The sequence below is a fragment of the Streptomyces sp. NPDC048248 genome (assembly GCF_043201875.1).
Classification (GTDB): domain Bacteria; phylum Actinomycetota; class Actinomycetes; order Streptomycetales; family Streptomycetaceae; genus Streptomyces.
Genome location: NZ_JBICZL010000005.1, coordinates 77769 through 91922 on the forward strand (window position 1 = coordinate 77769; position 14154 = coordinate 91922).

General features: G+C 72.5%; 11 protein-coding genes. 4 read left to right on the forward strand and 7 right to left on the reverse strand.

Translation table 11 applies throughout. The features are described 5' to 3' along the window. Positions 1 to 126 precede the first annotated feature (126 nt). A complete protein-coding gene (locus tag ACGFZW_RS11770; protein ID WP_393892916.1) occupies positions 127 to 402 on the reverse strand; it encodes a GntR family transcriptional regulator in 276 nt (91 codons plus the stop codon). Positions 403 to 783: 381 nt separating this feature from the next. Here ACGFZW_RS11770 and ACGFZW_RS11775 point away from each other — a divergent pair, with 381 nt between their 5' ends. Beyond that, positions 784 to 1062 (forward strand): hypothetical protein, encoded by a 279-nt coding sequence (locus tag ACGFZW_RS11775; protein WP_393892917.1) that lies wholly within the window; start codon positions 784 to 786, stop codon positions 1060 to 1062. A gap of 163 nt (positions 1063 to 1225) precedes the next feature. Here the strand turns inward: ACGFZW_RS11775 and ACGFZW_RS11780 are convergent, their stop codons facing one another. Beyond that, entirely contained in the window at positions 1226 to 1444 is a 219-nt protein-coding gene (locus tag ACGFZW_RS11780; RefSeq protein ID WP_393892918.1) for a hypothetical protein, read from the reverse strand. A 278-nt stretch (positions 1445 to 1722) separates the two neighbouring features. Here ACGFZW_RS11780 and ACGFZW_RS11785 point away from each other — a divergent pair, with 278 nt between their 5' ends. The 3 genes from ACGFZW_RS11785 to ACGFZW_RS11795 all read left to right on the forward strand — a co-directional run bounded on the left by ACGFZW_RS11785 (position 1723) and on the right by ACGFZW_RS11795 (position 5859). Further along, entirely contained in the window at positions 1723 to 2196 is a 474-nt protein-coding gene (locus ACGFZW_RS11785) for a MarR family winged helix-turn-helix transcriptional regulator (protein ID WP_393892919.1), read from the forward strand. 11 nt (positions 2197 to 2207) lie between these two features. After that, positions 2208 to 4802: an MFS transporter gene (locus ACGFZW_RS11790; protein ID WP_393892920.1), complete on the forward strand. Its 2595-nt coding sequence runs from the start codon at positions 2208 to 2210 to the stop codon at positions 4800 to 4802. A 214-nt stretch (positions 4803 to 5016) separates the two neighbouring features. Continuing rightward, the gene (locus ACGFZW_RS11795; protein WP_393892921.1) at positions 5017 to 5859 is read left to right on the forward strand and encodes a YceI family protein; all 843 of its coding nucleotides are present in this window, start codon (positions 5017 to 5019) and stop codon (positions 5857 to 5859) included. Between the two features lie 255 nt (positions 5860 to 6114). Here the strand turns inward: ACGFZW_RS11795 and ACGFZW_RS11800 are convergent, their stop codons facing one another. The 5 genes from ACGFZW_RS11800 to ACGFZW_RS11820 form a co-directional block, all read right to left on the reverse strand. After that, positions 6115 to 6885 carry a TetR/AcrR family transcriptional regulator gene (locus tag ACGFZW_RS11800; protein WP_393892922.1) on the reverse strand — a complete coding sequence of 257 codons (771 nt, stop codon included), beginning with the start codon at positions 6883 to 6885 and terminating at the stop codon, positions 6115 to 6117. A 70-nt stretch (positions 6886 to 6955) separates the two neighbouring features. After that, the gene (locus ACGFZW_RS11805; protein ID WP_393892923.1) at positions 6956 to 8506 is read right to left on the reverse strand and encodes an MFS transporter; all 1551 of its coding nucleotides are present in this window, start codon (positions 8504 to 8506) and stop codon (positions 6956 to 6958) included. A 215-nt stretch (positions 8507 to 8721) separates the two neighbouring features. Further along, the gene (locus ACGFZW_RS11810) at positions 8722 to 11013 is read right to left on the reverse strand and encodes an ArnT family glycosyltransferase (protein WP_393892924.1); all 2292 of its coding nucleotides are present in this window, start codon (positions 11011 to 11013) and stop codon (positions 8722 to 8724) included. Further along, on the reverse strand, positions 11010 to 12362 hold the full coding sequence (locus tag ACGFZW_RS11815) for a glycosyltransferase (RefSeq protein ID WP_393892925.1): 1353 nt from the start codon (positions 12360 to 12362) through the stop codon (positions 11010 to 11012). Before ACGFZW_RS11815 ends, ACGFZW_RS11810 begins: the two co-directional genes overlap by 4 nt. Positions 12363 to 12387: 25 nt before the next feature. Then, positions 12388 to 14151, reverse strand: a complete 1764-nt coding sequence (locus tag ACGFZW_RS11820) for a sensor histidine kinase (RefSeq protein ID WP_393892926.1) — start codon at positions 14149 to 14151, stop codon at positions 12388 to 12390. Positions 14152 to 14154: the final 3 nt, after the last annotated feature.

Sequence of the window (14154 nt, forward strand, 5' to 3'; positions counted from 1 at the left end):
ACGCGGCACCCCGGTCCTGCCGCGGCCGACCGACGACGTCAGGCGGTGCCGTTCGGCCCCTGCGGTCGACGCTTCGCCACGAAGGACCCCAGTGGGGGGCAAGCTCCTTCCGCCGGGCTGCTTGCTCTAGGCGTCGCCCGGCTTCTCGCCGGACTCATGCCAGCCCTCCGGAAGGTTCTTCGAGACGAACGAGCCCATACCGGGTTCGGTGTAGATCAGCCCTTCCGCCCGCAGCCCACGGTGCACCTTCTGGCCCGTGGTGGTGGCGATGCCGAATTCCTCCAGCATTTCGACCACGGACGGGACGCGAGTACCGGGCGGGTAGGTGCCGTCTGCGATGCGCTCACGGATCACGTCGGCGACCTGGCGCCATCGCGGCCGGTCAGGGGCAAATTCGATCACCTGACCAAGGTAGGCACGGCATCGCATGGTAGGCGAGAGGTACCAAGGGGTACCAGAGTGCACTAGGGTGGGATCCGCGAAGACCCCGGCGACCGCTGGAACGGTCCCGGGGCATGGCCAACGCCGCCCAAGGAGCGTCGACATGCAGAACCTTATGCGTAGCCTCATCGCCCGATTAAGGGGAAGGTCCACAAGCTCGGCCGCCGCCCACCCATCTCGGGCCTCTCGGCCGGCCCGGCTTGCGCGACCGGCCGGACGCATCCGCCCCGAATCCCCCCTCGACGGCGACGCCACTCCCCTCGTGCGTCCCTACCTCCTGGCCTTCGAATACGCGGAGGCCAGGCGCGAGCGGGCCTTCCTGCGCGAGATGGCGGTGGCCTCATGAGCGAGGGGATGCGCCTGCTGCCGTGGGCGGGGCCGGACGGACAGCGGTGCTACGTGGTCGGCGGCGAGGGCGACGGCTATGTGTCGCAGCTGGCGGACCACCTGGAGGAAGTACAGCTCGACACGGGGGCGGAGCTGCTCGGGCATGCCGCCGATCTGGTCGCCGCGGGCCGGGGTGCCACCGTCGACGAACTGCGCTTCTGCGTCCACCGATTGCGCGAGGCGCTGCGGGACGCGTTGCGGGTGGCCGAGAGCCGCGGGATGCGGATCGGCTGAGGTGCGGATCGGCTGAGGTGCGGAACGACTGACGCGCGGCGGCTCGCGGTGCGCGCAGGGGCGTCCGCGGGGAGCAATCAGGGCCCGGTGAGGGGTGTCACCGGGCCCTGTCCGTACGGGGTGGCATGTGCGGCGGCGGGCCGTTCGCGGGCCCGCCGTGGCGTTACGACAGCGCCAGCCAGGCGGCTCCGGCCACGACCAGGATCGCGACGATCACGCCGACGATGAGGCCCACGCGCGGACCGCCCTGCGCCTGCTGCGGGGCCGCGGCGCGGCTGCCCGCTTGCGGGGCCCCGCCCTCGTCCACGAAGGCGCGGAACATCTGGGTGCTGCCCGCCGGATCGTAGTTGCCGTCGGGCTGGTTCTGCGGGTTGGTCGCCATGGGGAAGGACCCTAGCGAACCAGGCCCTCGGGAGCACCCCTGGGGCGCGCACCGTGCACCGCTCGGGCACGTGGCCGACACGCCGCGCTCACGGATCGCGCCACACCCGACTCCCTACGCCCCTGACCTGCACCTTTACATGACACCACGCGGCTTTTGACCGATGCCGGGTGCAGACTTTTCGCTCCCTTTACCCCTAGAGCCCGGAAACAGTTTGCCTTCAGCAACCAACTGAGCCTATGGTTGCCCTAAGCAACAAAACATGCGTGGAGGAGCCCATGGCCGCTCGAAGTCAATACGAAGAGCTGGCCAGGCAACTCAGTGCCATCGGCGCCGTCAAGCGTGAAATGGGCCGAATCCTTCCCCAGGACTGCCCGCCCGCCTCGGCAGGTGTGCTCACCCTTCTCGACCGGCACGGCGAGATGCGGATGAGCCAGCTCGCCGAGCTGCTGGCCATCGACATGTCGGTGACCAGCCGGCACGTCGCCCATGTCGCCGACCGCGGCTGGATCGCGCGCGAGCCGGATCCGGCGGACAAGCGGTCGCGGCTGCTGCGCCTGACGCCGAGCGGCAAGGAACTCCTGACGGAGCTCTCCGAGCGTTACACCCAATCGCTCGCCCGGTATCTGGACGACTGGTCCGACGCCGACGTCGGACAGCTCGTCGAGCTGCTCGCCAGGCTCCGCACGAGCTTCGGCGACTGCCGCACCCGGGCGCACCACGACTCCACCACCCGTACACCCGCAGGATGAAAAGGAACTACATGGCTACGACCACACCAGCCGGTGTGCGGGGCGGCCACGCCAAGCATGGGGGCGGCTCCGCTTCCAACGGGGCGCCCATGACGCACCGTCAGATCATGGAGGCGCTGTCCGGGCTGCTGCTCGGCATGTTCGTCGCCATCCTCTCGTCGACGATCGTCTCCAACGCGCTGCCCGAGATCATTCACGACCTCGACGGCGGCCAGAGCGCCTACACCTGGGTCGTGACGGCGTCGCTGCTCGCGATGACCGCGACCACCCCGCTGTGGGGCAAGCTCTCGGACCTGTTCAGCAAGAAGCTGCTGGTCCAGGTGTCCCTGGTCATCTACGTCGCGGGCTCGGTCGTGGCCGGCCTCTCGCAGAACACCGGCATGCTGATCGCGTGCCGTGTGGTGCAGGGCATAGGCGTGGGCGGTCTGTCCGCCCTGGCCCAGATCGTGATGGCCGCGATGATCTCGCCGCGTGAGCGCGGGCGCTACAGCGGCTACCTCGGTGCCACCTTCGCCGTCGCCACCGTCGGCGGTCCGCTGCTCGGCGGCGTCATCACCGACACCGACTGGCTCGGCTGGCGCTGGTGCTTCTACGTCGGTGTGCCGTTCGCGATCATCGCGCTGATCGTGCTGCAGAAGACCCTGAAGCTGCCCGTCGTCAAGCGCGAGGGCGTCAAGGTCGACTGGGCGGGCGCCTTCTTCATCAGCGCGGCGGTCTCGCTGCTGCTGGTGTGGGTGACGCTGGCCGGTGACAAGTACGACTGGATGTCGTGGCAGACCGCCGCGATGGTCGGCGGCGCTGTCGTGCTCGGCGCGATCTTCGTCTTCGTCGAGTCCAAGGCCAAGGAGCCGATCATCCCGTTGCGGCTGTTCCGCAACAAGACGATCACCCTGGCGTCGCTGGCCTCGCTGTTCGTCGGTATCGCGATGTTCTCCGGCACCGTCTTCTTCAGCCAGTACTTCCAGCTGGCGCGCGACAAGTCGCCGACGATGTCCGGTGTCATGACGATCCCGATGATCGGTGGCCTGTTCATCTCCTCGACGGTCTCCGGCCAGATCATCACCAAGACCGGTAAGTGGAAGGCGTGGCTGGTCGCCGGCGGTGTGCTGGTGACCGCGGGCCTCGGCCTGCTGGGCACCATCCGCTACGACACCGAGTACTGGCACATCGCGATCTTCATGGCCCTGATGGGTCTGGGCATCGGCATGATGATGCAGAACCTGGTCCTGTGCACGCAGAACCAGGTCGCGCCCGAGGACCTCGGCTCCGCCTCGTCCGTCGTCACCTTCTTCCGCTCCCTCGGTGGTGCGGTGGGCGTCTCGGCGCTCGGTGCGGTGCTCGCCAACCGCGTCACCCACTACGTCAAGGACGGCCTGACCGAACTCGGCCCCAAGGGCGCGCAGGCGGCCGCCAAGGCCGGTGGCAGCGGCGGCGGCATCCCGGACCTGGACTCCCTCCCGGCCCCGATCCGCACGGTCATGGAGAGCGCCTACGGGCACGGCGTCGCCGACGTCTTCCTCTACGCTGCGCCCTGCGCGCTGCTCGCCTTCCTCTTCACCCTGTTCATCAAGGAGGTCGCGTTGAAGACCCGCGGCGGACTGGCCCAGAGCACGTCCGACGAGGAGAGCGCGGGCACCCCGGCCGCGGCGCCGGCCTCGGCCGCCTCGGCTCAGGCCGAGGAGCGGGAGCCCGCCCTGGTCGGTGCCCCGTCGGTCGGCTCCGAGCCCTCCGACAGCGACGGCCGCACGCCGTCCTGGGCACAGCCCGCCACCGCGGCGGCCACCCAGCCCCTGGCGGCGTTCGCGTCCACCGGCGGTGACACCACCCCGGCCGGCTCCGCGATCCACGGCTTCGTGCGCAACGCGGAGGGCAACCCCGTGCCGCGCTCGGCGGTCACCCTGATCTCGCTCGGCGGGCGTCAGCTGGGCCGCTCGGTGGCACAGGCCAACGGCTCGTACGTGCTGAACGCCCCCGGCGCCGGCTCGTACGTGCTGATCGCGGCGGCCGACGGCCACCAGCCGCAGGCGTCCACGGTCGTCGTCGGCGACGAGCCGTACGGCTACGACATCCTGCTCAGCGGGACCAGCGGCCTCGGCGGCCAGGTCCGCAGCGCGGTCACCGGTGAGCCGGTGGACGGCGCGATGGTCGTCGTCACCGACGTCCGCGGCGAGGTCATCGCCACCGGAAAGACCGGCGAGCAGGGCCACTTCACCTTCGACGAGCTGACCACCGGGACCTTCACCGTCGCGGTGAACGCCGCGAACTACCGGCCGACCGCATTGCCGGTCGAGGTCGGCGGCCAGGGCACGACCCGTATCGAGGTCGAGCTGCTGTCCGGCGCGCGGGTGCAGGGCATCGTGCGGGCGGGCAGCCCGAGCGGCGCCCGCCGCCCGCTGCCCGACGCCCGGGTGACGCTGGTGGACGCGGCGGGCAACGTCGTGGCCACCTCGACCACCGGCGAGGACGGCGCGTACGCCTTCACCGACCTCGACGCCGGCGACTACACGGTCATCGCGAGCGGCTACCCGCCGGTCGCCAGCGGCCTTGCGGTCGACGCACGCGGGGTCGACGGCTACGACGTCGAGCTCGCCCACCCCGGGGACTGACCCGGCCCCGGGTGCACCACCCGGGATGCGATACCCCGGGCCGGGGCGCGCGTTGAGCGGAGACGCGCCCCGTGCCCGGACCCCAGGGCTCCGGCGGCGGCTGTGCGCACAGGCAGGGGACGGCCTGCACGCCGCCGTCCGGAGCCCGACATTCCCCAGGCTCCCGACACGTCTCGCGAGCACGGGGCCCCATCAGGCAACAACGGGAGAGGTAATGACTTCGACGGGCGCGGGAGCTGCGGGACTACGGGCGCAGGTCCGCACACGGGACGGCTGGGCGGTTCAGCACGCCGTACTGACCGTCACCGATATGACGGGCACACAGGTGCTGCGCGAGGCAGCGGACGAGGAGGGCGCCGTCCGCAGTGAACAGCCGCTGCCCGCGGGCCCGTACACGGTCATCGCGACGGCCGTCGGCTACGCCCCGGCCGCCTCCACCGCGATCGTGACGGCGAGCGGCCGGATGGACGTCGGCACGGTGGTGCTGGCGCGGCAGGGCGGCGCGGAACTGCCGCCGCCCGGGACGTGGACGATCGACCCGATGCACTCGACGGTGGCCGCGGTCGCCCAGCACCTGGGCATCTCCAGCGTGCACGGCCGGTTCACCGCGTTCAGCGGCCGGATCGAGATCGCCGAGGACCTGGAGAAGTCAGGCGTCGAGGCGGTCATCGACGCCGCGACCGTCGACACCGGCAACGGGATGCGCGACGGGCACCTGCGCTCCGAGGACTTCCTGAACGTGGAGCAGTACCCGCAGATCAGCTACCGCAGCAACGGTCTTGCGCCGGCCGGTCCTGACCGCTGGACGGTGCACGGCGAGCTGTCCCTGCACGGCGTCGTACGGCCCGTCGACCTCGGCCTGAGCTACCTCGGCACCGGACCCGACCCGTGGGGCGGCGTGCGTGCGGCGTTCCGTGCCACCGCGGAGCTGCGCCGCGAGGACTTCAAGATGAACTACAACCAGGTCGTGGCGGCCGGTATCGCCGCGATCGGCACCACCTTGAAGGTGGAGCTGGACATCCAGGCGGTGCAGGGCGAGAGCCTGCCGACCGGCTGAGACCCCCGGGGATCATGGAGCGGTCCCCGGGCCCGGCCACCATGAGCGGCCGGCCGGGCGGGGGGGGGGGGGGGGGGGGGGGGGGGGGGGGGGGCGGGCGGGCGGGGGCGGGGGGGGGCGGGGCCCCCGCCCCGCGCCGGCGTCCCCCCCCGGCCCCCCCCGCGCGGCCGCCCGCCCCCCCCCCCCCGGGGGGCCGGGGGGGGGGGGGGGGGGGGGGCGCCGGGCGCCCCCCCCCACCGCTCCTTTTCCGTCGGCTCAGTCCCCGGGCCGGTCCCGCATCGCCTCGATCCCCGCGATCTGCAGATCGAGGGCGAACGCGAAGTCCCGGTCCAGCATGTCGAGGGCGCTGCGGCCCTCGCCGGCGTACGCGGCCCTGGTGGACAGCTCCATCGTCTCGGCGAACTCCGGGCGGTCCGAGATCGCGGCGACGACCAGCTCGAAGTAGTCGTCCAGCGCGACCCCGGCGGCCCGGCAGCGCGCCTCGTGCAGCGCCCGGATCGTCGAGAAGCCGTAGACGAAGTGGAAGACGGACGCCAGCGCGCCGGACGTCCGCTCCACGCTCAGACCGCTGCGGGCCATCACCCTCAGGGTGGCGTTGGAGAAGGCCGTCGAGCGCGGGCCGACGTTGAGGAACTCCCCCAGCAGCCGCGCCGCCCAGGGGTGGCGCAGCAGCATGTCGCGGTAGCCGGTGGCGAGGACGCGCAGCTGGTCACGCCAGTCGGCGTCGGCCTGCGACTCGTCCGGCAGGGTCATCTCGCCGGCCACCGCGTCCATGGCCAGCTCCAGCAGGTCGTCCTTGGTGTCGACGTACCAGTAGACCGACATGGCCGTGACGCCGAGTTCGGCGGCGAGCCGGCGCATCGAGAACTTCGCCAGGCCCTCGGAGTCCAGCAGCCGGACCGTGGCCGCGACGATCTTGTCGAGGTCCAGGCCGGCCGGCTGGCCCGCCTTCCGGGTGAGCGGGGGGCGCTCGGTCAGCCAGACGCTGTGCGGCCGCTTCCCGGCGCCGCCGTCCGTCGCTGCCATGGCGCCCCTTCCATTTCGCTGCCTCGCGGTTCGCGCCGTACCGGGTCGTACGGATCACTCACCGCCGATGCTATTCCGCCGCCGCGACGACGGGTTCGGATCCGGCTGCCGTCCGGTCCCCCTGGCCGGTGCGTTCCGCCCGGCGCAGCATCACCGCGGCGAGCAGCCCACCGGCGAACACCGCGGCGGCACCGACCAGCTGACTGGTGCCGATGCCCGCCGCGAAGGCGTCGTGAACGGCGGCGCGGTCGGCGTCGCTGCGGACTTCGGCGAGTGCGGCGGGCAGCGAACCGGCGCCCGCGGCGACCGCCGGGAGCAGTGCCACGAAGCGGGAGTTGAGGACCGCGCCGAGGACGGCCACGCCCAGACCTTGGCCGAATTCCATCAGCGTGCCGTTCACTCCCGCGCCCACGCCGGCCTTGGCGGGCGGGATCGCGGACATGATGGCGTTCGCCATCGTCGGCATGGCGAAGGCGACGCCGACGCCCATCACGATCAGCCCGGTCAGCATGCCTGTGTAGCTCGCGCCGCCGAGGGTGGAGACGGCGGCGAGACCGGCGGCGAGCAGCGTCATGCCGGAGACGATCATCCCGGGGGTGCCGAGCCGGGGCGTCAGGCGGGCGCCGAGGCCGGTGAAGTTGACCAGGATGACGGTGACGGCGAGCGGCGCCATCCGCAGTCCCGCGTCCAACGGGCCGTAGCCGAGGACGAGTTGCAGATGCTGGGTCAGCAGGAACATCGAGCCGCCCATCCCGAAGGCGACGAGGATGCCGCCGGAGACGGCGCCGATGAAGCGGCGATTGCGGAAGAAGTGCATGTCCAGCATCGGGTGCGGGATGCGCAGCTCCCAAAGCGCGAAGACGGCCAGGCCGACGAGGCCGATGGCGGCGGAGATCAGCACCCGCTCCGAGAGCCAGCCGGAGACCGGACCGGAGATGATCGCGAAGACCACCCCGACCATGCCGATCATGGACAGCAGCGCGCCGAGCGGGTCCGGGCGCTCGCCGAGGGGGTTCTTGGACTCGGGGACGAGCGTGACCACCGCGACCAGGGCGATCACCGCGACGGGCAGGTTGATCAGGAACAGCGAGCCCCACCAGAAGTGGTCGAGCAGGGCGCCGCCGATCAGCGGGCCCGCGGCGAAGCCCAGGGAGTTGACGGAGCTCCAGATGCCGATGGCCTTGGGCCGCTCCGCGTCGTCGAATATCTGCATGACGACGGCGAGGGTGGTGGTCACCAGGAGCGCGCCGCCGACGCCCATGCCTGCGCGGGCGGCGATCAGCTGGCCGGGCGACTGGGCGAGCGTGGCCCCGAGCGAGGCGATGCCGAACAGCACCAGGCCGACGGCGAGCATCTTCCTGCGGCCGTAGCGGTCGGCGGCATTGCCCGCGGTGAGCAGCAGGCCCGACTGCACCAGGGAGTAGGCGTTGATCATCCATTGGACGTCGGCGGTCGTCGCCCCCATCTCCTCCGTGAGGGAGGGCACGGCGACGTTCAGCACGGTGTTGTCGAGGACGACGGTGAGCTGGGCGACGCAGATGACCGCCAGGATCAGCCAGCGGGTGGCGGGCCGGCCGGGCGGGCCGAGGGTCGCGGTGGCGTCGGCGGCCACGGGGGTCATACGGGCTCCCTGTACGGTGCGAGCGGCGAGGCTTACACCGTACAGGGACTGTTATACGCCGTACATTTGCTTGGCGGTCGGGGGGGGGGGGGGGGGGGGGGGGGGGGGCGGGCGGCCCCCCCCCCCCCCGCCCCCCCCCCCCCCCCCCCCGGACCGACCTTCGTGGATCGGCCTTCGCGGAGCCGGGTCGCGCGGGCGGACCGGCTCCGTCGCCATCAGACCTTGCGCGTCAGGTCGTAGAAGGTCGCGCTGCCGACGGTGACCTTCTCGAAGGTCTTCTCGATCCACGACGTGATCTTCGAAGAGCTGCCCTGGCCACCGCCGGGACCGCCCTGCTGACCGGCGATGAAGTAGTGGATCTTCCCGTCCGCCACGTACTGCTTGAACTGATCCAGGGTCGGCGACGGGTCGCTGCCGTTGAAGCCACCGACCGCCATCACCGGCTTCTCCGTGGCGAGTTGGTAGCCGGCGGCGTTCTGGGAGCCGATGGCGGCGGCGGCCCAGGTGTAATCGTCGGCGTCCCGCTCCAGCAGCGCCTTCGCCTTGTCGCCGACCTTGCTGCCGTTGAGCAGACCGCCCATGCCGCCGCCCCCCATCCTGCCGCCGCGCTCCGCGGCACCGGCCATCCGACCGGGGAAGCCCTGCTGGCCGGCCCTGCCCTGCCCCTGACCGGCGCCCGGCGCGGGGAACTGCCCCTGCGCCCCGCCCGGAGCCCGGCCCTGCTTCTGGCCCTGCCCGGGTACGGCCTGGCCCTGGCCGCCCGGGGCCTGGCCGCCACCCGGCCCGCCCGGCATCGCGCCGCCCCCGGGCCGGCCGCCCCCGGGGAAGCCACCGCCGCCCGGGCCGCCGCGGCCGCCCTGCACCGAAGGCCCGGCCGTGATGATCGAACCGCTCTTCGGGGTGTCGACGGTGGTCAGCGTGTACGCCACCGGGCCGGCCAGCGCGGTCGCCACTCCGAGCCCGGCCGCCAGCAGCGCGACCCGGCGACCCGCCCGCGCCCCGAACAGCAGAAGACCCAGCACCGCCAGCGCGCCGAGCGCCAGGACCGTCCAGCGCAGCCAGGGCAGCCAGTCCGGCGAGCGGTTCAACAGGACGTACGACCAGCCGGCCGTCGCCGCGACCGTCAGCGCGAGGACGAACGAGGCGAGCCGTCCCCCGCTCCGCCACAGCAGCGTCGCCCCCATGCCGACCAACGCCGCGATATAGGGCGCCAGCGCGATGTTGTAGTACTGGTGGAAGATCCCGGACATGAAGCTGAAGGTCACGAAGGTCATCAGCAGCGCGCCGCCCCAGACGAGGAACTCCGCCCGCTGACCGGCCCGTTCGGCGTCCACGGCCCGCCGGGCCCGTCGCAGCACCCACACACCGGCGACCAGCAGGATCAGCGCGGCAGGCAGCAGCCACGAAATCTGGCCGCCCATGTCGGAGGAGAACAACCGGGTGACACCGGTCTCGCCCCAGCCACCGCCACCGCCGCCCCGGCCGCCGCCTCCGCCGCCGACACTGCCGGTCTCGTTGCCGGTGATCCGGCCGAAGCCGTTGTAGCCGAAGGTCAGTTCAAGGAAGCTGTTGTTCTGCGAACCGCCGATGTACGGGCGCGAGGACGCCGGCCACAGCTCGACGATCGCCACCCACCAGCCACCGGACACCACGACCGCGAGACCGGCCAGCAGCACCTGCCCGAACCTGCGGCGCAGCGCGACCGGCGCACAGCACAGGTAGACCAGCGCCAGCGGCGGCAGGATCAGCCACGCCTGGAGCGTCTTGGTCAGAAAGCCGAGGCCGAAGCAGAGTCCGGCGATCAACAGCCACTTCGTCCGCCCGTCCTCCAGGGCACGCAGCACGGCGGCGATCGCGCCGACCATCAGCAGGCACAGCAGCGCGTCGGGATTGTTGAACCGGAACATCAGGGCCGCGACCGGCGTCAACGCCAGCGCCGCGCCCGCCAGCAGCCCCGCCCCGGCGCCGAACCTGCGCCGCACGGCCGAGTGGAGCACCCCGACCGTCGCGACCCCCATCAGGGCCTCGGGCACGAGAACCGCCCACGAGCTCAGCCCGAAGAGCCGCACGGACAGAGCCATCGGCCACAACGCGGCAGGCGGCTTGTCCACGGTGATGGCGTCGGCCGCGTCGGAGGACCCGAAGAAGAACGCCTTCCAGCTCTCGCTGCCGGCCTGTACGGCGGCGGAGTAGAACTGGTTGGCGTATCCGGACGCCGCGAGGTCCCACAGGTAGAGCGCGGCCGTGACCACCAGCAGCGCCAGCAGGCCGGGACGCGCCCAGCGCGGGTCCTCCGGCCGGCCGCGCACGATCCGCTCGGGCAGCCCTCGCAGCCCCGGGCGGGGCTCGTAGCGGCGGACGGGCGGGACGGAGGGCTCCGGCGGGACGCCCGGAGCGGCGGCTTCCGGCGCGGCGCCACCGTCACCGGCGACGGGCGCCAGCGTTCTCACCGGGTGTCGCGGTGGGAAGGACGGCTGAGCCGGCGTGCCGGCCTGGGGCGGGGTCATCGGGTGCTCCTGGTGAGGTCGTTCGGGTCGGACTGCGCGTACGGCGGGTGGGGGGCGTTCAGGCCGGGCTCGGCGTCAGACGCGGTCAGCTCGTCACGGCGCTCGGGGTCGGGAAAGACCCAGGCGCGAAAGAGCAGGAACCGCAGCACCGTCGCCGCGAGGTTGGCGGCCACCAGCACGGCGAGTTCGGTGCCGTGCGAGGGATGACCGGTGGCGGCGTCGAGCGCGGCGAGAGAACCGCTGGTCAGGGCGAGTCCGATGGCGAAGACCACCAGCCCCTGGGCCTGGTGGCGGACCACACGGTCCCGGCCCCGCACACCGAAGGTCAGCCGGCGGTTGGCGGCCGTGTTGCCGATCGCCGACACCAGCAGCGCGGCCGCGTTGGCGCTCTGCGGCCCCACGCCGCGGCGGAAGAGGGAGTACAGGCCGAGGTAGACCAGGGTGCTGAGCGCACCGACCACACAGAACCCGACGAGCTGACGGGCCAGCCCGCCCGGCACACCGGGCACCTCGCGGTCGCGCGGATCGTCACCGAAGGGCCGGACGAGTCGGTCCAGCGGCAGCCCGCCGGTCGCCAGCGCCCGCCCCACCCGCCACACACCCTTGAGGTCATCTGTCGCGGTCCGTACGAGGTGCACGGTGCTGTTGGGGTCGTCGACCCAGTCGACGGGCACCTCGTGGATCCGCAGCCCGGCCCGCTCCGCCAGCACCAGCATCTCGGTGTCGAAGAACCAGCCGGTGTCCTCCACCATCGGCAGCAGCCGCTCGGCGACATCGCCGCGCACCGCCTTGAAGCCGCACTGCGCGTCGGAGAACCGGGCGGCGAGCGAACCGCGCAGGATGAGGTTGTACGTCCGCGAGATGAACTCCCGCTTGGGGCCGCGCACCACCCGCGAGCTGCGCGCCAGCCGCGAGCCGATCGCCAGATCGGAGTGCCCGGAGATCAGCGGCGCGACCAGCGGCAGCAGGGCATTGAGGTCGGTCGACAGATCGACGTCCATATAGGCCAGCACCGGCGCATCGGAGAGCGTCCACACGGTGCGCAGAGCGCGGCCGCGCCCCTTCTGCTCCAGCCGCACGGCCGTGACCTCGTCGATCGCGTCGTCGAGCAGGGCGGCGACCTCGGGGGTTCGGTCGGTGCTCGCGTTGTCGGCGATGGTGATCCGGAAGCCGTACGGAAAGGTGCGGGTGAGGTGTTCGTGAAGCCGTCGCACGCAGGGTTCGAGGTCGGTCTCCTCGTTGTAGACGGGGATCACGACATCGAGAACCGTCTCGATCTGACCGAGGCGCAGATGCTCGCGTGGCGGCAGGGAGCCCAGTGGGGTGCGGGCCGGCTGTGTCGTCGTCATGCGACGACACTCGCCAACCCCGCTGTCACGTCGGTGTGCTGAGCCTGTGGCCGCGCTGTGAGTTGTGCGCAGCGGCCGCGACGGCCGGGCGCACGGCGGGACGGGCCGCCGGAAGGGTGACCGCGAAGACCGTCCGGCCGGGCACGCTGTCGACGGTGACCGTGCCGCCGTGCGCGGCGACCACCGCCTGCACGATGGCAAGGCCCAGCCCGGTGCTCCCCGCGGCCCGCGAGCGGGAGGCGTCACCGCGCGCGAACCGCTCGAAGACGTGCGGCAGGAGGGCGGGCGGAATGCCGGGCCCGTCGTCCGCCACCTCCAGGCGGGCGGTGGGTCCATCGCCCGCTGCACACAGCCGCGCGGTGACGGTTGTCCCCTCCGGCGTGTGTGTACGGGCGTTGGCCAGCAGGTTCACCAGGATCTGCTGGAGCCGGCCACCGTCGCCGTGCACCAGCACCGGCTCCTCCGGCAGCTCCAGCCGCCACCCGTGACCGGGTCCGGCCGCCCGCGCGTCGCTCACGGCGTCCACGACCAGCGCCGAGAGATCAGTGCTCTCGTACGAGAGCGGGCGCCCGGAGTCGAGCCGGGCCAGCAGCAGCAGGTCCTCCACCAGCCCCGTCATCCGCTCCGCCTCCGACTCGATACGGCCCAGGGCGTGCCGGGTCTCGGGGCCGGGCTGCTCCCGCCCGCGCCGGGTCAGCTCGGCGTAACCCCGGATCGACGCGAGCGGCGTCCGCAGCTCATGGCTGGCATCGGCGACGAAGCGCCGCACCCGCGTCTCGCTCTCCTGACGCGCGGAAAGAGCCGAACCGACGTGCCCCAGCATCCGGTTGAGCGCGGCGCCGACCTGCCCGACCTCCGTCCGTGCGTCCGCCTCGGACGCCGGCACCCGGACATGAAGCGCCACCTCGCCATGATGCAGGGGGAGTTCGGATACACGGGTGGCGGTGGCGGCGACCCGGCGCAGCGGCCGCAGGGCGATGCCGACCATGGCGGCGCCCGCGATCCCGGCCGCGACCAGCCCCGCGACCGTCACAAACGCCTCGACGGCGACCAGCCTGCCGACGGTCTGCTGGACGTCGCCGAGCGGCATGCCGACCACAAGGGTGGCGTCTTTGGAGGACTCCACACGGTAGTCACCCAGCCCGGGCAGCTCGGTGGTGTGCGGGGAGCCGTCCCGCGGCACGGCGTCGAGCGCCGCGCTCTGGCCGGCGGTCAGCGCTTCCATGCGCTCCGTGGGCAGGCGGCTGGCGGAGCGGTTGCTCTTGGCGCCGTCCTCGATCGTGCCGCCGGGCCCTACGCGCGCGCCGACCGTCCCGAAGGGCTGGCCGCCCATGGCGACGAAATCGAGGCCGGCCGAATGCAGCGGGTCGTGCGGCCGGGGCCCCTGGGCGCGGACGACGGAGTCCCGCACCTTTTCGTCCAACTGCCCCTGGAGGTAGGAGTGCAGCGCGATGGTGGTGACCGTCCCGATGACGGCCCCGACGACGGCGATCAGCGCGACCGCCGAAACGGCCAGCCGCGTGCGCAGGGACCAACGGCGGCGAGTGGGGCGCGTCGGACGGGTGGGGCTCGTCGGGCGGGTCGGGCAGCTGGGCGGTGGGGCGGAGGACGAGGAGGGGGGCGGGGGACGATCGGACGTGGTCGGCGAGTCGGACGGCGTGGTCGGGTCGCGCGGGTCGGACGGGTTGAGCGAGTCGGACGGGTCGCGCAGGTCCGAGGAATCGCGCAGGTAGGGCGGGCCGGATGGGGCGGAACGGCCTGAAGGGGTGGTGGTGTCCGGGGGGACCATCGG